The sequence below is a fragment of the Mycobacterium sp. 1164966.3 genome (genome assembly GCF_001665395.1).
Lineage (GTDB): Bacteria > Actinomycetota > Actinomycetes > Mycobacteriales > Mycobacteriaceae > Mycobacterium.
In genome coordinates this window covers 1-18,826 of record NZ_LZSG01000069.1, presented here as the reverse complement: position 1 = coordinate 18,826, position 18,826 = coordinate 1, and the positions used below count along the sequence as shown (strand labels likewise).

Genomic DNA, 18,826 nt, shown 5'->3' with positions numbered 1-18,826 from the left:
CCGAATTAACGGACGGCGCCAGCCGGAATGCAGGATGTTCGTGTGCTTCCCCATCCGAACATCGGCCAGGCGTTTGCCTCTCCGGTTGCTCCCGGCAGCGGCTGGCCGGGCGAACCGGCCACGGTACAGACGCCGGTAGCCGGCGACGCCGCGCAGGTCGTGACGCTGGCGCAGCGGGCGGGCACGATGGCCGAACTCGATGCGACGATCAGCGTGTGCCGGGCATGCCCACGGCTGGTCAGCTGGCGCGAGGAGGTTGCCGTCGTCAAGCGCCGCGCCTTCGCCGACCAGCCGTACTGGGGACGGCCGGTACCCGGCTGGGGGTCTGAGCGGCCGCGGTTGCTGATCGTCGGCTTGGCGCCCGCCGCACATGGCGCCAACCGGACCGGACGGATGTTCACCGGCGACCGCTCCGGCGATCAGCTTTACGCAGCACTGCACCGGGCCGGGCTGGTGAACCAACCCACCAGCGTCGACGCCGCAGATGGCTTGCAGGCCAACCAGATTCGCATCGTCGCTCCGGTGCGGTGCGCGCCGCCGGGCAATGCCCCGACGCCGGACGAGCGGATAACCTGCTCGCCATGGCTGGACGCGGAGTGGCGGTTGGTGTCCGACGACGTCCGCGTGATCGTCGCCCTCGGCGGGTTCGCGTGGCAGATCGCACTGCGGCTGACGGGTGCCGCCATCAAGCCCAAACCGCGATTCGGTCACGGCGCCCTCGCCGAGCTGCCGTCCGGGGTGCGTTTGCTCGGCTGCTACCACCCGAGCCAGCAAAACATGTTCACGGGTAGGTTGACACCGGCGATGCTCGACGACATTTTCACCAGTGCCCGCGAGGCGGCAGGGATTGAGTGCGGATCAAGTGACTGACGTTCTGGTTTCCGGCGCCAGCGTCGCCGGTATGACGGCCGCGTATTGGCTTGCGCAGCATGGTTATTCGGTAACCGTTGTGGAACGCCACTCCGGGCTGCGGCGCGGCGGTCAGGCGATCGACGTGCGCGGTCCGGCGCTGTCGGTGCTGGAACGCATGTCGCTGCGGGCCGCCGCCGACTATTTGAGGACGCGCATTCGCGGCTCCTCGATCGTCGACCGCGACGGCAACGAGCTGTCGCGAGACACCGAATCGACGCCCACCGGCGGCCTGATCGCCAGCCCCGACATCGAGCTGTTGCGCGACGACTTGATCGAATTGCTCTACGACGCAACCAAACTCAACGTCGAATATTTATTCGACGACAGCATCGAGGCGTTGCAGGACGACGGCTCTGCCGCGGCGGTCACCTTCGAGCAGGGCGGCGCCCGCGGCTTCGATCTGGTCATCGGGGCCGACGGGTTGCACTCCAATGTCCGCAGGCTGGTATTCGGTCCCGAGGAACAGTTCATCGAGAGGTTGGGCACCTACGCGGCGATTTTCACCGTGCCCAACTTTCTGGACCTGGACTACTGGCAAACCTGGCATTACGGCGACTCCAGCATGGCCGGGGTCTACAGCGCCCGTAACAACACCGAGGCCCGGGCCATGCTTGGCTTCATGGACAGCGACCTGCGCATCGACTACCGCGACACCGAAGCCCAGTTTGCCGAGCTGGAGCGACGGATGGCCGGTGATGGATGGGTCCGCCCGCAGCTGCTCGAATACATGCGGTCCGCGCCGGACTTCTACTTCGACGAGATGTCGCAGATCAAGATGGACCGCTGGGCACAGGGCAGGGTGGCGCTGGTCGGCGACGCCGGTTACTGCTGCTCGCCGCTATCGGGCCAGGGGACCAGCGTCGCGCTGCTGGGCGCCTACGTCCTGGCCGGCGAGCTCAAAGCCGCGGGTGACGACTACGAGCGTGGCTTTGCCAATTACTACGCCGAGTTCCACGACTACGTCCTGCGCAACCAGTGGCTGGTCGTCGACAACATTCCGGGCGGTGCGCCGATCCCGCAGGAGGTGTTCGAGCGGATCGTGCGCTCGATCGAGCTCAAGGACTACCGATAGGCCGTTGACCGTGAAGTGGCGGGAACGTTCACGTGTCTTCGGGCGTTGACGCCATCGTGCGTCTTTCCGTTCTCGATCTCGTCCCGGTGCGCACCGACCAGTCCACCAAAGATGCGCTGGCGGCCACCGTCCAGCTGGCGCAGACCGCCGACCGGCTGGGATTCACTCGCTACTGGGTCGCCGAACACCACAACATGCCGTCGGTGGGCGCGACCAGCCCGCCGGTGCTGATCGCCTACCTGGCCGCGCAGACCTCCCAAGTACGCCTCGGGTCGGGTGGCGTGATGCTGCCCAACCACGCACCGCTGGCCGTCGCCGAGCAGTTCGCGCTGTTGGAAGCCGCCGCCCCGGGCCGCATCGACCTGGGCATCGGCCGCGCACCAGGCTCCGACCCGGTGACGTCGTACGCCCTGCGCGGCGGCCGGGACGATCGCGACATCGAGAACTTCCCGGCCTACCTCGACGACGTGGTCGCACTGGTGAGCGCACGCGGCGTGCGGGTGCCGCTGCGCTCCGGCGACTACACCCTGAAGGCCACCCCGGCCGCGGTCACCGAACCGCGATTGTGGTTGCTCGGATCCTCGATGTACTCGGCGCATCTGGCGGCTGCCAAGGGACTGCCCTACGTGTTCGCGCATCACTTCTCCGGCAAAGGCACCGAAGAGGCGCTCGACCTCTACCGCTCCCGGTTCCGGCCCAGCGACCTGGCGGCCGAACCCGTAACGTTCTTGACCGTCAACGCCGCGGTGGCCGAAACACGCGACGAGGCAACGGCTTTGATGCTGCCCAACCTGCAGACGATGGCACGGCTGCGCACCGGGCAGCCACTCGGTCCGGTCCCGCTGGTCGAGGAAGCTCGAGTCGCGGAGTTGACGCCGGAGCAGCAGCGCATCGTGGACAGCGGGCTGCGACGGGCGGTCGTCGGCTCGCCCGAGGAGGCCGCCGAGCAGCTGCGGGCACTGGCACAACGATTCGACGTCGACGAGGTGATGGTGCACCCGGTCGCATCGGCCCACCGCGGCACCGACCCCGCCACCGCGCCGGCCCGCGTCGCAACGCTGGAGCTACTCGCCAAGGAGCTGTTCTAGTCCCGCCTGCTGAGGCTGACCGGACGTGGGATCGGGCGCCTGACGGGCGATCCAATCGCGCAGGTCATCGGCGGGCAGCGGCGGACTGTGCACGAAGCCTTGAGTGATGGTGCAGCCGTACCGCCGCACCGCGGCCAAAGTCACCTCGTCCTCGACTCCCTCGGCGACCAGGTCGGCTCCCAAACTGTCTGCCAAGGCAACCGTGGACCGCACGATGGCAACCGATCGCGGGTCATGGGCCAGCCGGGCCACGAACACGCGGTCCAGTTTCAGCTCGTCGACCGAGACGTCCTGCAGGCGTGCCAGCGACGACCATCCGGTGCCGTAGTCGTCAAGGGAGATGCGGACGCCCAGGCGCTGCAGCGCGGCAACGGTGTTCCGGGACCGCACCGAGTCGACGAGGGTGCTCTCGGTGATCTCGATGATGAGGGCATCAGGTGACAAACCATGGGTTTGCAGCAGCCGCTCGATGGTGCCTACCAAGTCGAGGTCGAGCAGATTCGTCGTCGAGAGATTCACCGCGACGGTCAGCGGCAGACCCTGCTCGCGCCACGACTGGATCTGTTCGAGGGCCAGGTTGACCGTCCTGTTGGCCACCTTGCGCATCAGCCCGGCCCGCTCGGCGCCGGGCAGGAACTCCTCCGGCAGCAGCAGCCCGCGGCTGGGGTGGTGCCAGCGCAACAGGGCCTCGACACTGTGCACGCTGCCGTCGCTGGCATTTATCTTGGGCTGGTAGTGACAGGTCAGCTCGTCGCCGCCCACCAGAGCGGCGCGCAGTTCCTCCATCAGGTTGGGGTCGTTGTCGCGGTACAACTCGAACGTCGGGTCGTAGACGACGATGTTGCTGCTGGCGGCTTTGGCGTGCGGAATGGCCGTCTCCGCGCGATTCAGCAGCTCCTGCGGGTGGTCGCAGTGGTCGGGACACAGTGCGATGGCAATGCGGGCGTCGACTTGCACCGTGATCGGATCCAGAGCGACGGGCTCACTCAACCCCTCGAGCAGACGACCGGCCTGGGCCCGCGCGGCAATGAGATCCGCGCCCTCGGCAAGCAGGATCGCGAATTCGTCGTCGCCCACCCGCGCAAGCAGATCCTCCCGGCGCACATTGCTCGCCAGCCGATCCGCGATGTGACACAACAGCTCATCGCCGAATCGCTTACCGACCGAGTCGTTGATCTCGTGAAACTCGCAGAGGTCCAGCAACAGCAGCGCTCGCCGCGACGGCCCCCTGGTCGACAACGAGGAGCCCGACAGCACCGAGCGGGCTCCTCCCGATGACCCAGACATTCCCGACGCCTCGGTCAGGGCCGTCGCCAGCGAGCGCCGGTTGGGCAGGGTGGTCAACTCGTCGGTCATGGCGTGCTTGTGGCTTTCGGCCATGATGCTGACGTCGCGGAAGGTCACCGAAAACCTTGCCGCGACCGCGGTCAGGCTCAGTGCGGCAAGCGTCGCCGCGAGGCGGGAGTCATGGCCCAGGACAGCGACCGTGAGTCCAACCACGGTGGAAGCCACCGGCGCGACATAGGACCCCAGCCCGGGTCTCGGTAACGGCGCGGCCGACGACCACGACGCCCAGCTGGCCATCGCCACCAGCAATGACGACACCGGCCAACAGGCGTCGAGCCAAGTGCCGACCCGATACGAGCCGGCCGAGGTTTCGAACAGATACACGGTGTCGCTGACCGCAAACAATGTGAATCCGGCAACCAGCAGCCCCCAGCGAAATTCCTTGCGCCAACCCAGGATTGGCAGCATGCCCGCGGCAAGAGCCAACAGCAGCAGGTCACCCCACGGGTAGACCAAGCCCACCAGCACGGTTGCCGGCGTGCGGGTTGCGGCGGTATGGATGGGTCCGGCCGCCAGCGCTGCGGCCACGGCGGCCATGGCCAGCCCGCAGACCAGGGAATCCAGCCGGACCGGAACGGGCACCCGTTTCAATCGCGATCGCATGAGCAGCAGCAGTCCGGCGTAGACCAGCGGATAAAAAGCCAGATACAGCGGGTCGGCCGCCGACGGCGACTGAGCCGGCGGCACAAATAGGGCGTAGACGACATCGCCCATCGCGGAACAGACCATGCCCATTGCGATTGCGGTCCAGGCCAAGCGATCGGCCGCTACCCGGTGCGCGCGGACAGCGACCAACCCGGCCGCGCACAGGTTCAACGCCGGATACAGGTAATTGGCGAAGAACACATCGTGACGACCCGGCCGGGCGAACAGGCTCCACGTCGTGAAGACGAGCACCCCGATTGCCAAGATTGTCAAGGCAATTCGGATTGCCAACGGGGGCCAGCGAATACCGTGCGGTCCATCGGCCAGGTGGTCTCGCGTCGGCGCCTGTGCCGGTGCCGGCGTGCTGAGCGTCCGGGTCACCGTGGTCTCGGTTTGTGTCTTGCCGGCCCCTTGCTTGGCGTGCGAGCCGGTCTCGGCGAACTGCGGCTCTAAATAGGGGAATGGCAAATCCGGCACGAAACTGCGAATACATTGGCCGCCTTCGCGTTTGGCGGCATACATGGCCAGGTCGGCGTGCCGGAGCAGCTCGTCGACGGTGCACCCGGCGGTAGCCACGGTGAACCCGATGCTGGGACGAACCATGAGCGGAACGCCGTCGATCACGATGGCCGCGCCGAATGATTCCAGGACTCGATGAGCTGCCGCGTGCGATTCTTCGACGGAACCTTCGATGAGTACCGCGAATTCGTCACCACCGATCCGCGCCGCGGTGCCGGTTTCCCCCAGTGCAGCGGTAAGCCGCCCGGCGACTCTGATGAGCAACTCGTCGCCTGCCGGGTGTCCCAGGGCGTCGTTGACCGCCTTGAAATTGTCCAGATCGAGGCACAACACCGCAATCGATGCGTCGCCCGTGCGCCGGCGGTCCACGGCTTGTTCCAATCGATGGCGGAAGTGAGCTCGATTCGCCAGACCGGTCAGGCTGTCACGAAAAGCCTCTTGTGCCACTTCCTTCAGCAGGCCCTGATTTTCGAAGAGGACAACGAATTGCCGGACGAGCACCGCGATCACCAGGATTCCCAGTGCCAGCAGCATCGGCCCGTGCTCCATATGGTGCACCGCACGGCCCAATCCGAGCGCGGCAGCGAACAGCAGCGGCAGGTACGGCAGCCACAGCCGAGCGCGCGAGGTGACCTCGTCTTTCGACGCCGCCACCGGCGGTGATTCATTGACACTGGACAGCGCCGCCAACGCCAGCGTTCCCAATCCGGCCACCCGCGTCACGTCCACCAGATCGCCCGAGTGATAGGTGCCGACTCCGGCGGTGAACACCACCAGAATGTCTGCGCCCCCGATCGTCGTGATTCCGGCGGCTAACAGGCTCAGGCTGTGCCGCCCGTCCGGTCGATCGCGCGAGAACACCACGATGGCGGTCGTCACGACGACGACGTCGATGGAGGTGTGCACCACCGTAGTGAGCAACGCGCCGCTGTCCTCGCGGATCACTTTGGCGATGACGAACACCCACGAGACTACGAACAGCGAACTCGCCACGATGATGCCGTCCAGGACCGATCGCCACAGATTGCGGGTCGGGGGGCCGGGCAGCAGCACCAGCGCCACGATGGCGCCCGCCGGATACAAGAGCAGGATGGCGTCGGCTGCCGCCGGGTGCGCGGCATGATCAAGGTCGGGGCGCACGTCATAGGCCGCCCAGATGACCTGGCCGACCGCCCACCCCACCAGGCCCGTCGCCAGCGCCGTCCATCCGACTCGGCGATGCCCGACCGCGACGTGAGCAGCTCGGCCGGCACACCCCGCGGTGAACACCAGACACAGCACCGATACGACGTGGTCCACCGAGCGGGTCGCGAAGACGCCGTGCCACCCGCCGATAGACGCGGCGGCGACCAGCGCAGCCGCGAGGCCATACCCGCCGACCACGGCACAGCGGGCGCCCATGGTCATGCCGGTGAACGGGCACGGCAGTCCCGTCCAGCGCTTCATTTCCAGCTCCCGGCCCGCTCCGGCTCACAAACGCGCGTCGGCCGGCGAAGTATGAGATAGCTCCACCACGCGCCCTAGCAGAATAAACTGCGGCGGCTCGCTACCGGTGGAAACGTGGCGCCGGGGTCACCTGGGCGTCAGCGCAAAGATCGGTATCGGTCGTGACGTGCGGGCTTGGTAGCCGGCGTAGCGGTTCGCGTTGTTCTTGTTGACGATCTCCCAGAGCCGCGGGTAGTCGGAGTCGTCCGGGCCGATCTTTCGCGCGGTCACCGGGATTCGCCTGGAACCGACATTGATCTCGCAATCGGGTTGTTTGCGCAGGTTGTGATACCAGCCGGGGTATTTGTCGTCGCCGCCTTTGGACGCCACAACGAGGTATGAGCCGCTGTCCTGTGCGTAGGTCAGCGTCGTAGTCCGCGGTTGGCCGGTCTTTGCGCCGACCGTGTGCAACAGCAGATTGGGCGGCATCCCCGGTATCCGGTGTCCGATCCGGCCGTCGGTCTTCTGGTAGATCGTGTCGTGCAGCCGCAACATCGGTACCAGCACCAGTCGTTCGATCAACGTCAGATTGCTCATGAAGCCAGTCTTACTGGCTTCCGTCGATGCGTGCCAGCGCATCCCGCAGGATCTGCCCGGTGGCCTCGCGATCCGGATCCCGTCGCAGCACCAGCCCCTTGGCCACCGACAGCTTGTCGCCGTTGCGCCGCGGCAACACATGCAGGTGGATGTGCCGCACCGTCTGGAAGGCGGCGGGTCCGTCGTTGATCCCGATGTTGGTGGCGTCGGCCAGCTCCGTGGCGCGAGCCGCCCGGGCGATTCGCTGGCCGATCGTGATCATCCCGGCCAGCGTGTCGGGCGGGGTGTCGGTGAGGTCGACGGTATGCCGTTTCGGCAGCACCAGAGTGTGACCGCGAGTGAACGGGCGGACGTCGAGGATCGCCAGGTAGCCGTCGTCCTCATAGAGCCGGATGGCCGGAGCTTCCCCGGCGATGACCGCACAGAACACACAGGACATGCCGCCACGGTACTCGTGCAACTAGCCCGCCATGGCCGAGATACGCTGCCGCAGTGGACGCTACCGATCTGGCCTTCGCCGGTGCGGCCGCGCAAGCACAGATGCTCGCTGACGGTGAGCTGACGGCGCCTGAGCTGCTGGAGACCTATCTGGAGCGGATCGCCCGACTGGACAGCCAGCTGCGCTGTTACCGGGTGGTGCTGTCCGACGCTGCGCGCGATGACGCCTACCTGGCGCAGGACCGCCTGGACGCGGGTGAGCGGCTGCCGCTGCTCGGCGTGCCGATCGCGATCAAAGACGACGTCGACGTCGCCGGCGAGGTGACCACCTTCGGCAGCGGCGGGCATGGTCCCGCGGTGAACTCCGACGCGGAGGTGGTCCGGCGGCTGCGCGCGTCCGGCGCGGTCATTATCGGCAAGACCAATGCGCCGGAGCTGATGATGATGCCCTACACCGAGTCGCTCACTTTCGGGGCGACCCGAAACCCGTGGCATCCCGGGCGCTCGCCGGGCGGCAGCAGCGGCGGCAGCGCAGCCGCGGTGGCTGCCGGGCTGGCTCCGCTGGCATTGGGCTCCGACGGCGGCGGCTCGATTCGCATCCCGGCTACCTGGTGCGGTGTGTTCGGTCTGAAGCCCCAGCGCGACCGCATCTCGCTGGAGCCGCACGACGACGCGTGGTACGGGCTGAGTGTCAACGGGCCGATTGCGCGGACGGTGCTGGACGCGGCGCTGTTTCTCGACGTGACCTCGACCGTCCCGGGCGCCGAGGGTGAGTTCGTCGCCGCGGCCCGGCGGACCCCGGGCAAGCTGCGAATTGCGTTGAGCACCAAGGTGCCGACGCCGTTGCCGGTCCGCGTGGGACGGGCGCAGCTGGCCGCGGTCGAGCAGGCCGGCGTGTTGCTTCGCGAACTGGGCCACGACGTCGTCACGCGCGATCCGGAATACCCGCCGGCGCTGTATGCGAACTACCTGCCGCGCTACCTGCGTGGCATCAGCGACGACGCCGACGCGCAGGCCCATCCGGAACGGCTGGAGCCGGGTACCCGCACGCTGGCGCGGCTGGGTTCGTTCTTCTCCGATCGGCGGATGGAAGCGGTGCGCGCCGCCGAGGCGGCGCTGAGCAACCGGATCCAGTCCATCTTCGACGACGTCGACGTCGTCCTCACACCGGGCAACGCGACCGGCCCGCCCCGCATCGGCGCCTACCGGCGCCGTGGCGGGGTGTCGACGCTGCTTTTGGCCGGGCAACGCGTTCCCTACCAACAGGTCTGGAACCTGACCGGTCAGCCTGCCGCGGCCGTGCCGTGGGACCTCGACGAGCATGGCCTGCCGCTGTCGGTCCAGCTCGTCGGGCGCCCGTACGACGAGGCGACGCTGCTGTCGCTGTCCGCTCAGATCGAAGCCGCCCGGCCCTGGGCCCACCGCCGACCGCCAGTGTCATGAAATCGCTTGCCAGGAAGCAAGTTTGACGCTGAACCTCGTGGCGTGCGCCGGGCTAGTGGACGGCAGTCGCTGACAGCGGATTCCATCGGGCGCGTTGGCGAGCCGGCCGAACAGGTCGGCGGCCTTGGCGCCGTTGAAGTACACGCGCGCGATGCCCGGATGGTCGGCGAACAGCCTCCCGAAGTCGTTGACCATCAGGCTTTTCGGGTCGATCGCGGAGTCCGAGCTGCCGCGACGCCGGCACGCGCGCAGCACGTCCCAGAGGGCCAGGCCGTGGGAAAGTAGGGCCGCCAAACGCTCGTCGTAGGGCGCGGTCACGTCGAACCCGAAGAGCGCACTGGTGATTGGCCAGAACGCATTGCGAGGGTTGGCGTAGTACTGCCGGGCCAGCAGCGATTTGGCGCTGGGAAACGAGCCCAAGATCAGCACCTTGGCACGCCGATCCACGACTGGCGGAAATCCCCACAGAAGCGGTGTGGTCATGGCTTCTAGACCTGGGTCATCGCATAGTAGGCGCCTCGCCGGGCCAACAGCTGAGCGTGGTTGCCCTGCTCGACGATCCGCCCCGACTCCATCACCAGGATCACGTCGGCGCCGCGGATCGTCGAAAGCCGATGCGCGATCACGAAACTCGTCCGGCCGCGGCGCAGCTCACGCATCGCCTGCTGGACCAGGATCTCGGTGCGGGTGTCCACCGCGCTGGTGGCTTCGTCCAGGATCAGCAAGTGGGGGCGGGCGAGGAACGCGCGGGCAATGCTGATCAGTTGCTTCTCGCCGGCGCTGAGGTTGGCGCCGTCGTCGGAGACCCACGTGTCGTAACCGTCGGGCAGGGTGTGCACAAGCCGGTCGACGTAGGCACTCTTGGCGGCGGCGACGATCTCTGCTCGACCGGCACCCGGGCGGCCGTAGGCGATGTTGTCCGCGATCGTTCCGCCGAACAGCCAGGTGTCCTGTAGTACCACGCCGATGCGTGACCGCAGCGACGTACGGCTGACCGTCGTGATGTCCACGCCGTCGATCAGGATTTGACCGGAGTCGACGTCGTAGAAGCGCAGCAACAGATTCACCAGCGTCGTCTTGCCCACGCCGGTCGGACCGACGATCGCCACCGTGCTGCCCGGTTCGGCCACCAGCGACAAGTCTTTCATCACCGGCGTGCCGGGCCGGTAGCTGAAGTCGACGTGACAGAACTCGACCCGGCCCTGTACAGCTGACAGCTCGACCGCCGCGCTTGCGATCTCCACGGTTGGATGGTGGAGACCCGCTGCGCCCGGCTTCGCCGCGCTTGCGATCTCCACGGTTGGATGGTGCAGACCCGCTGCGCCCGGCTTCGCCGCGCTTGCGATCTCCACGGGGGCGTCCAGAATGTTGAAAACCCGTTCAGCGCTTGCCATTCCCGACTGCAGCAGGTTGTACATCGCCGCGACCTCACTCAGCGGCAGAGTGAACTGACGGACGTATTGGATGAAGGCCTGGATGCCGCCCAATGTGATCTGGCCGGCGGCCACCTGAAGGCCGCCCACCACGGCGACTGCCACGTAACTGAGATTTCCGACGAACATCGTGGCCAATGGCACCATCGCGGAAAGTGACTGCGCTCCGACGCTGCTGCGGTACACGTCCGCGTTGATGTCGTGGAAACGCTTTTCGGCGTGCGCTCGCTGCCCGAACATCTTGACCAGCGGCAAGCCAGTGTAAGTCTCCTCGACGTATGCGTTGAGCCGGCCGGTATCGGCCCACTGCCGCACGAACAGCCGCTGCGAGCGTCGCGTCATGCTCCGGGTCGCCAGCAGCGACAGCGGGATGGCCGCCAAGGTGATCACCGCCAGCAGCGGCGACATGGTCAGCATCATCGCCAGCACCGCCGCCACGGTCAGCACCGAGGTGAGGAGTTGGCTGATCGTCACCGACAGCGACGCTGCAACGTTGTCGATGTCGTTGGTCACCCGGCTCAGCAACTCGCCGTGCTGGCGGGAATCCAAGTAGGACAAGGGCACCCGGAGCACTTTGTCCTCGACATCGGAGCGCAGCGTCGTCACGGTGCGCTGCACGGCAATGTTGACCAACCGGGCCTGCGCCCAAACCAGCAGAGCGCCAAGCAGATACACGCCCAGCGCCAGCAGCAATGTGCGGCCGACGGCGCCGTAGTCCACCCCGGCGCCGGGCCGGACGTCCATGCCGGACAGCAGGTCGGCGAACCTCTGGTCGCCGTGGGCACGGGCGGCGGCGACAGCCTGGTCCTTGGTGATTCCGGCCGGCAGGCGTCGGCCGATCACCCCGTTGAACACCAAATCGGTGGCATGGCCGAGGATTCGGGGGCCGATCACCGCGAGCCCGACGCCGGCGACCAAAAAGATGAGAACGGCCGGCGTCAGCCACCACTGAGGAGTGAGCCGTTTGACCAGCCGGACGGCGGTGCGCCGGAAATCGTCGGAACGCTCGGTGGGGCCATGCACCGCGGGCCCGATCGGGGGTCTCGGGCGCGTCATCACACGCTCCCGGCAGGCACCACGGCCTGCGAGTCGACGAACTCGGCGTAGATCGCGCACTCGGTGAGCAGCGAGTCATGGGTGCCGCAGCCCACCGCGCGCCCGTCGTCGATGACGATCACCTGGTCGGCTTCGGTAAGTGTCGAGATGCGTTGCGAGACAATAAGAACCGTTGCTTCGGCGGACACCTCGCGCAATGCGGCGCGTACCCGCGCGTCGGTGTGCACATCCAGCGCCGAGAATGCGTCGTCGAACACATACACCTTGGGCCGGCGAATCACAGCACGTGCGATCGCCAGGCGCTGCCGCTGTCCGCCGGAGATATTGACCCCGCCCTGCGACACCGGCATGTCCAGCGCCGCGGGATGCGCGCCGACGAACCCGTCGGCCGACGCGACGCGCAGCGCCTCCCACATCTCGGCATCGGTGACCACCTGGCCCGGCGCCGCACCGTGGCGCAGATTGTCGGCGACGGTGCCGGAGAACAGATATGCGCGTTGCGGAACCAGGCCGATCACCGACCACAGCCTGTCGAGATCATGGTCGCGCACGTCGACGTCGTCGACGGTCACCGAGCCGCCGGTGACGTCGCAAAGGCGGCAGATCAACGACACCAACGTCGACTTTCCGGATCCGGTCGAGCCGACGATCGCGGTGGTGGTCCCAGGGTGCGCAGCCAGCGAAATATCCTGCAACACAGCGCGATCGGCGCCCGGATAGCGGAACGTCGCGCCGTGCAGGCGGACCACTCCGGCGGTCGTGCGCGGACGCACCGGGTGTGCCGGACTGGTGATGCCGGGACGGGTCGACAGCACCTCGCTGATCCGCTCGGCGCACACCGCGGCTCGCGGCAGGGTCATCAGGACGAAGGTGGCCCTCAGCACCGACGTCAGGATCTGCATGAAGTAAGTCAGAAAGGCGATCAGCGACCCGACCTGCATCTGGCCGGCGTCAATCCGCAACCCGCCGAACCAGATCAGCCCGACGCTGGACAGGTTGATCACCAGCGTGGTGAGCGGCAGCATCAGCGCCTGCCAGCGCCCGGCCTGCAGCGCTGTCTGCGACAACGCGTGGTTGGCATCGGCGAAGCGTTGCCGCTCGAACGGTTCCCGGGTGAACGCCCGAATCACTCTGATTCCCGAAAGCTGCTCGCGCAGAATGCGATTGACGCTGTCGATCAACGCCTGCATGCGGCGGGAGGCCGGCAGCAGGTGTGACACGATCCAGTAGTTGGCCAGCACCAGAACCGGGATGCTGACGAGCAGCAGCCACGAAAGCCCAGCGTCCAGGTGTACCGCCATCAAGACACCGCCGATGCTCATGATCGGAGCGGTGATCAGCACCGTGCAGGTGGTCTGCGCCAGCAGCTGGATCTGGTGGACGTCGTTGGTGGTACGGGTCAGCAATGACGGCGTGCCGAACCGAGCGAGGTCCGATACCGACAGGCCGGTCACCCGATGAAAGACCGCCGCTCGCAAGTCGCGTCCGATGCCCATGCCGGTGCGCGACCCCAACCGCGCGGTCCCCAACAGGCACAGCGCGTGCAGGCCGCTGGCCGCGAGCATCACCGCGCCGAGACGCACGATCGTCGACGTGTCCCCCTTGGCCACCCCGTCGTCGATGATTGCCGCGTTGATGGTCGGCAGATACAAGAACGCAAGGCTGCCAATCACTTGCAGCCCAATGACAGCCGCGATCAGCCGTCGATATGGCCGCGCGTATTGCCGCAGCAGCCTGGTCAGCATTTCAACACTTTCGCACAGGTCAATTCCAGGTTCGCGGCATATGACACGATGAGCGGGTGCTCGGTCCGATTGCTGAGTACGGATGGCAAGCCATCTGCAAACACCGGCCGAAAACGGCGGCAGCCACTGCGGTGGCGCTCGGCATGATGTTGTTGGCCGCACCGCCCGCGGCGCATGCTGTTCCGGTCCTGGTCGCGAATCCGGTCGTCCACGTGGACACCCTGATCGGCACCGGGTCGTCAGGCGGAATAACGGGCGAGATCAACAACTTTCCCGGTGCGTCGGTGCCATTCGGCATGGTGCAGTACTCGCCCGACACCACCGACACCTACGCCGGCTACGACCACGACAACGAGCGCTCCACCGGGTTCAGCATGACCCACGCCTCGGTGGGCTGCGCCGCGTTCGGCGATATCCCGATGCTGCCGACCACCACCCCGATCGGCTCGCAACCGTGGAACGCTTGGGAGACCATCGCTCACGACGCCAGCGAGGTCGGCGTGCCGGGTTACTACAAAGTGCGGTTCCCGAACACCGGAGTCACTACCGAACTCACCGCCACCACCCGTACCGGCGTCGGCCGGTTCACCTATCCCAGCAATGGTCAGCCGGCGCTATTCCACGTGCGCTCCGGGGGATCGCTGGCGGGCAACTCCGCGGCGAGCATTCAGATCGGCGCCGACAACACCACGATCACCGGCTCCGCGACCAGCGGCGGATTCTGCGGTATGGACAACATTTACACCGTCTACTTCGCGATGAAGTTCAGTCAGCCGTTCACCTCCTACGGCACCTGGGACGGCGACGCGGTCTATGCGGGCGCCCGCAGCGCGACCTCTCCGCACAGCGGCGGCTATGTGCAGTTTCCCGCCGGCTCGGTACTGGAAGTACGGACCGCGTTGTCCTACGTCAGCGTCGACGGCGCGCGAGCCAACCTGGCCGCCGAGGGCAACAGCAGCTTCGACGACGTGCGCGCGGCCGCCGTGGGCCAGTGGAACGCGATGCTGTCGCGCATCGCGGTGGCCGGCGCCGATCGCAACGTCAAGACCTTCTACACGGCGCTCTACCATTCGCTGCTGCACCCCAACACCTTCAACGACGCGGACGGCCGGTACCGCGGATTCGACGGTGCCGTCCACACCGTGGCCGCCGGGCACACGCAGTACGCCAACTTCTCCGACTGGGACACCTACCGGTGCCTGGCAGCTCTGCAGGCGCTGCTGTTTCCTAAGCAGGCCAGTGACATGGCCCAGTCGCTGGTGAACGACGCCGAGCAGAGTGGGTCACTGCCCCGCTGGCCGCTGGCCAATTCCGCGACCGGCGTGATGACCGGGGACAACGTGGTGCCGCTCATCGTGGATCTCTATGCCTACGGTGCAACGGATTTCGACGTCAAGACGGCATTGCGCCACATGGTGAACGCGGCGACCACGGGCGGGGCCGGCCGCGACGGGTACGTGGAGCGGCCGGGAATCGCCACCTACCTGGAGCACGGCTACGCGCCCAACACCGAGGAGTTCGAGGGCAGCAACGGGTTGGTCGGCGCATCGGTCACCCTGGAGTGGTCAATCGACGACTTCGCCATCTCCCGACTCGCCGAAGCGCTGGGGGACAACAAGACCGCTGCGGAATTCCTGGACCGGGCGCAGTACTGGCACAACCTGTTCAATCCGGCCACCGGGTACCTCTCGCCGCGCGACGCCGCAGGCTTCTTTCCCGTCGGCCCGGGCTTCGTGGAGCCACTCGGCGCCTACGGACAGGACGGGTTCGACGAGGGCAACGCGGAGCAGTACCTGTGGCTGGTGCCGCACAACGTCGCCGGACTGGTGAGCGCTCTCGGCGGCCGGCAAGCGGTCGCCGACCGGCTGGACCGCTTCACCGAGCAGCTCAACGCGGGCCCCAATGACCCGTATCTGTGGTCCGGCAACGAGCCGGGCTTCGGGGTGCCGTGGCTGTACAACTACCTCGGTCAACCGTGGCGGACCCAGCAACTGGTCGACCGGATCCGCGGCGAGCTGTTCAATCCCAGCCCCGGCGGCGAGCCCGGCAACGACGACCTGGGTGCAATGTCCAGTTGGTACGTGTGGGCCGCCCTCGGCATGTATCCCAGCACCCCGGGAACGCCGATCCTCACCGTGAACACACCGCTGTTCGACCGCGTCGTGATCACACTCCCGACCGGACGATCCATCCGGATCTCTGCCCCGGACGCATCCGGCGGGCGCAAGTTCATAGACGGCCTCAACATCGACCGTCAGCCGACCGATCGCACCTTCCTGCCGGAATCGATCATCCGCACCGGCGGTGATCTGACGTTCGCGCTGTCCGCCGTCCCCAACACCATGTGGGGGACCGCCGAGTCGTCAGCGCCGCCCTCGTTCGGAAGTAGGGGCTCGTCCTGATGGTGGCGACCCGCGGCGCCCGGCTGCGCCGCGCTTGCGATCGCCACGGCTGACCGGACGGCGTTATACGTTGAGCCCATGGCCAACACTGTGCCCGAGGATCTGCTCGCCGGACTAGAGGGCGACGCGCGCGCTGAGCGCGCCGAGCTGGTCGAGTGGCTGCTCCAGCAAGGCATCACCGCCGACGAGATCCGCGCCACCAATCCGCCGCTGCTGCTGGCCACCCGCCACATCATCGGCGACGACGGCACCTACGTCTCCACTCGGGAGATCAGCGAGACTTACGGCGTTGACCTGGACCTGCTGCAGCGGGTGCAACGCGCCATCGGACTGGCCAGGGTCGACGATCCCGACGCCGTCGTGCACATGCGCGCCGACGGCGAAGCCGCCGCCTACGCGCAGCGGTTCGTCGAGCTGGGACTGAATCCCGAGCAAGTCGTGCTCGTGGTGCGGGTGCTGGCCGAAGGGCTGTCGCACACAGCCGAAGTCATGCGCTACGCGGCGCTGGCCGCGATCATGCAGCCGGGAGCGACCGAGCTACAGATCGCCAAGGCCTCCAAGGCGCTGGTGAGCCAGATCGCCCCGATGCTTGGCCCGATGATCCAGGGCATGCTGTTCATGCAGTTGCGGCACATGATGGAGACCGAAGCCGTCAACGCCGGCGAGCGCGCCGCCGGCAAGCCGTTGCCCGGAGCGCGCCAGGTTACCGTCGGCTTTGCCGACCTGGTCGGCTTCACCCGGCTGGGTGAGGTGGTATCCCCGGAAACGCTCGGGCAACTCGCCGGCAGGCTGGCCGGCCTGGCCCGTGACTTGACTGCTCCGCCGGTGCGATTCATCAAGACGATCGGCGACGCGGTGATGTTCGTCTGTCCTGAACCAGAGCCGCTGCTGGACACCATCCTGAAGCTCGTCGACGTCGTCGACACCGACAACGACTTCCCCCGACTGCGGGCCGGCGCCGCCTCCGGGATGGCGGTGAGCCGGGCCGGCGACTGGTTCGGCAGTCCGGTGAACGCGGCGAGCCGGGTCACCGGAGTGGCGAGACCGGGGACGGTGCTGGTGGCGGATTCGGTGCGCGATGCTGTCGGCGACGGCGCCGGATTCGACTGGTCGTTCGCCGGCGCACGCCGCCTCAAGGGCATCAAGAACGACATACGGCTCTTCCGGGTACGACGAGGCTCGGCTCTGTGACGGGGTTCGCTGCGAGCGAACGGTACTTTCATTACATGTGTAACGATGTAATCATGTAATCATGAAGCACCATCACGCATACGGCCGGCGATACGGCCGCCCCGGTGGCTGGCAGCAAGCCCAGCAACCCGATGCCAGCGGCGCTGCGGAATGGTTCGCGGGGCGCCTGCCCGAAGACTGGTTCGACGGTGATCCCACGGTGATCGTCGACCGCGAGGAGATCACCGTCATCGGCAAGTTGCCGGAGGCCGAGTCGGCCGGCGCCAAAGGCGAAGAGACCGGCGACCGCGCCGAAGGCCGGGTCTCCCGCTTCCGCGAGGAAACCCGCCCGGAGCGGATGAACATCGCCGACGAAGCCCAGGACCGCTACGGCCGCAAGGTTTCCTGGGGCGTGGAAGTCAACGGCGAGCGAATTCTGTTCACCCACATCGCGGTACCGGTGATGACCCGCTTGAAGCAGCCGGAACGCCAGGTGCTCGACACGCTGGTCGACGCCGGCGTCGCCCGGTCCCGGGCCGACGCACTGGCGTGGTCGGTCAAGCTGGTCGGCGAGCACACCGAGGAGTGGCTGGCCAAGCTACGTGCCGCCATGTCAGCGGTCGACGACCTGCGTGCCGAGGGACCAGACCTGCAGAGCTAAGCCGTCGACATCACTGCTGGTTGTTGACCTTGTCGACGATCTTGTCGGAGACCTGGCCGGCCTGATCGTTCAGCTTGTACGCGCACGCGTTGACGTCGACGATCACGTTGTTGGCCACGCTCATCGCGCGCTGGCATTGCCAGCCCTTGGCGGCTTCCTGGGTGTTCACCAGCGTGACCCTGGGCGGCTGGCCCTGAACTTCGGAAACGGTCCATCGATAGGTCTTGTTCTTGGACGTGTTCGTCACCGTGATCGTCTTGCCGGAACAGTTCTTCCACTTGCCCTCAGCCGACTCGAGGAAATCACGGGCTTTGTCGGCTGACGGGAAGGTCACCACAGCCTGGTGCACCCAGTGGTCGAAATTGTCGCCGGACTCGGAGGATACGTTTCCGTTCACCCCGGTATAGCCGGTGCCCGAATACGTCGGGTCCTGGGCGGCATAAAGCACCCCCAAGCACGACGGGTCGGACAGCGTCAGCGAGGACTTCGCCATCGTCGTGATTGGGTCGCCGGGCGTCATGTTCGTGGCGCCCATGACGGCATTGATGTCCGAGGTGCTCAGCAGTAATGAACTGAGGCGATCGGCGGCGATTGGCGGGGGCGGCGGCTTCTTGGGTTTCTTGCCGATCAGCTCGTAGGCGACGATCCCGCCACCGACGAGGACGACGAGCACGACCGCGACGATGGCGACGACGAGCCAGGGATTCCCGCGTTTGGCGGGCGGTTGTTGCCACGAGGGTGGACCGCCGTGCTGTTGCTGGTAAGGCTGGCCGCCATGCTGTTGCTGGGGCGGCTGACTGGGGGCCTGGCCGCCCCAGTTGCTGCCGGCTTGGTAGTACTGGCCGCTGGCAGGGGGGGGGGGGCGGGTGGGGA

The 18,826-nt window shown here is 67.0% G+C and carries 13 protein-coding genes and 1 pseudogene; 7 read left to right on the top strand and 7 right to left on the bottom strand.

Annotated features, from left to right (window positions below; translation table 11 throughout):
• The first annotated feature begins 27 nt into the window (after positions 1-27).
• The 3 genes from A9W99_RS24645 to A9W99_RS24635 are packed head-to-tail and all read left to right on the top strand — an operon-like array spanning position 28 to position 3,072.
• Positions 28-870, top strand: a complete 843-nt coding sequence (locus A9W99_RS24645; protein ID WP_067384703.1) for a uracil-DNA glycosylase — start codon at positions 28-30, stop codon at positions 868-870.
• Positions 863-1,984, top strand: coding sequence for an FAD-binding protein (locus tag A9W99_RS24640; protein ID WP_067384700.1), 1,122 nt, complete (start codon positions 863-865; stop codon positions 1,982-1,984). The genes A9W99_RS24645 and A9W99_RS24640 overlap by 8 nt, the downstream gene beginning before the upstream one ends.
• 56 nt (positions 1,985-2,040) lie before the next feature.
• Entirely contained in the window at positions 2,041-3,072 is a 1,032-nt protein-coding gene (locus A9W99_RS24635; RefSeq protein ID WP_067384864.1) for an LLM class flavin-dependent oxidoreductase, read from the top strand.
• Here A9W99_RS24635 and A9W99_RS24630 read toward each other — a convergent pair.
• From A9W99_RS24630 to A9W99_RS24620, 3 genes are all read right to left on the bottom strand, one after another.
• Entirely contained in the window at positions 3,049-7,029 is a 3,981-nt protein-coding gene (locus A9W99_RS24630) for a bifunctional diguanylate cyclase/phosphodiesterase (RefSeq protein WP_082930199.1), read from the bottom strand. The genes A9W99_RS24635 and A9W99_RS24630 overlap by 24 nt on opposite strands.
• A gap of 126 nt (positions 7,030-7,155) precedes the next feature.
• Entirely contained in the window at positions 7,156-7,605 is a 450-nt protein-coding gene (locus tag A9W99_RS24625) for a nitroreductase family deazaflavin-dependent oxidoreductase (protein WP_067384697.1), read from the bottom strand.
• Positions 7,606-7,615: 10 nt separating this feature from the next.
• A complete protein-coding gene (locus tag A9W99_RS24620; protein ID WP_067384694.1) occupies positions 7,616-8,044 on the bottom strand; it encodes an HIT family protein in 429 nt (142 codons plus the stop codon).
• A 53-nt stretch (positions 8,045-8,097) separates the two neighbouring features.
• On the opposite strand from A9W99_RS24620, the gene A9W99_RS24615 reads away from it, so the two are divergent.
• Positions 8,098-9,486: an amidase gene (locus A9W99_RS24615; protein WP_082930198.1), complete on the top strand. Its 1,389-nt coding sequence runs from the start codon at positions 8,098-8,100 to the stop codon at positions 9,484-9,486.
• Here the strand turns inward: A9W99_RS24615 and A9W99_RS24610 are convergent.
• Genes A9W99_RS24610 through A9W99_RS24600 form a run of 3 tightly spaced genes read right to left on the bottom strand, consistent with a single transcriptional unit; the run spans position 9,481 to position 13,720 of the window.
• A complete protein-coding gene (locus A9W99_RS24610) occupies positions 9,481-9,969 on the bottom strand; it encodes a DNA-deoxyinosine glycosylase (protein ID WP_067384691.1) in 489 nt (162 codons plus the stop codon). The genes A9W99_RS24615 and A9W99_RS24610 overlap by 6 nt on opposite strands.
• Positions 9,970-9,974: 5 nt before the next feature.
• The gene (locus tag A9W99_RS27635; protein WP_067384689.1) at positions 9,975-11,975 is read right to left on the bottom strand and encodes an ABC transporter ATP-binding protein; all 2,001 of its coding nucleotides are present in this window, start codon (positions 11,973-11,975) and stop codon (positions 9,975-9,977) included.
• Complete coding sequence (locus tag A9W99_RS24600) at positions 11,975-13,720, bottom strand: ABC transporter ATP-binding protein (protein WP_067384687.1); 1,746 nt, start codon at positions 13,718-13,720, stop codon at positions 11,975-11,977. Before A9W99_RS24600 ends, A9W99_RS27635 begins: the two co-directional genes overlap by 1 nt.
• A 143-nt stretch (positions 13,721-13,863) precedes the next feature.
• Between A9W99_RS24600 and A9W99_RS24595 the strand changes: the two are divergent.
• The 3 genes and pseudogenes from A9W99_RS24595 to A9W99_RS24585 form a co-directional block, all read left to right on the top strand.
• Positions 13,864-16,119: pseudogene (locus A9W99_RS24595) on the top strand (GH92 family glycosyl hydrolase); the annotation flags it as partial.
• 81 nt (positions 16,120-16,200) lie between these two features.
• The gene (locus A9W99_RS24590) at positions 16,201-17,313 is read left to right on the top strand and encodes an adenylate/guanylate cyclase domain-containing protein (RefSeq protein WP_067384685.1); all 1,113 of its coding nucleotides are present in this window, start codon (positions 16,201-16,203) and stop codon (positions 17,311-17,313) included.
• A 61-nt stretch (positions 17,314-17,374) separates the two neighbouring features.
• Positions 17,375-17,953, top strand: coding sequence for a hypothetical protein (locus A9W99_RS24585; protein WP_067384683.1), 579 nt, complete (start codon positions 17,375-17,377; stop codon positions 17,951-17,953).
• 10 nt (positions 17,954-17,963) lie between these two features.
• Here A9W99_RS24585 and A9W99_RS24580 read toward each other — a convergent pair.
• Positions 17,964-18,826, bottom strand: an 863-nt coding sequence (locus A9W99_RS24580) for a sensor domain-containing protein (protein ID WP_172828945.1), incomplete at its 5' end; no start/stop codon positions are given.

Coding starts and splice junctions, on each gene's coding strand:
- A9W99_RS24600 (WP_067384687.1), bottom strand. CDS start 13,720: ATGCTGACCAGGCTGCTGCGGCAATACGCGCGGCCATATCGACGGCTG.
- A9W99_RS24625 (WP_067384697.1), bottom strand. CDS start 7,605: ATGAGCAATCTGACGTTGATCGAACGACTGGTGCTGGTACCGATGTTG.
- A9W99_RS24645 (WP_067384703.1), top strand. CDS start 28: ATGCAGGATGTTCGTGTGCTTCCCCATCCGAACATCGGCCAGGCGTTT.
- A9W99_RS24590 (WP_067384685.1), top strand. CDS start 16,201: ATGGCCAACACTGTGCCCGAGGATCTGCTCGCCGGACTAGAGGGCGAC.
- A9W99_RS24585 (WP_067384683.1), top strand. CDS start 17,375: ATGAAGCACCATCACGCATACGGCCGGCGATACGGCCGCCCCGGTGGC.
- A9W99_RS24620 (WP_067384694.1), bottom strand. CDS start 8,044: ATGTCCTGTGTGTTCTGTGCGGTCATCGCCGGGGAAGCTCCGGCCATC.
- A9W99_RS27635 (WP_067384689.1), bottom strand. CDS start 11,975: ATGACGCGCCCGAGACCCCCGATCGGGCCCGCGGTGCATGGCCCCACC.
- A9W99_RS24630 (WP_082930199.1), bottom strand. CDS start 7,029: ATGAAGCGCTGGACGGGACTGCCGTGCCCGTTCACCGGCATGACCATG.
- A9W99_RS24610 (WP_067384691.1), bottom strand. CDS start 9,969: ATGACCACACCGCTTCTGTGGGGATTTCCGCCAGTCGTGGATCGGCGT.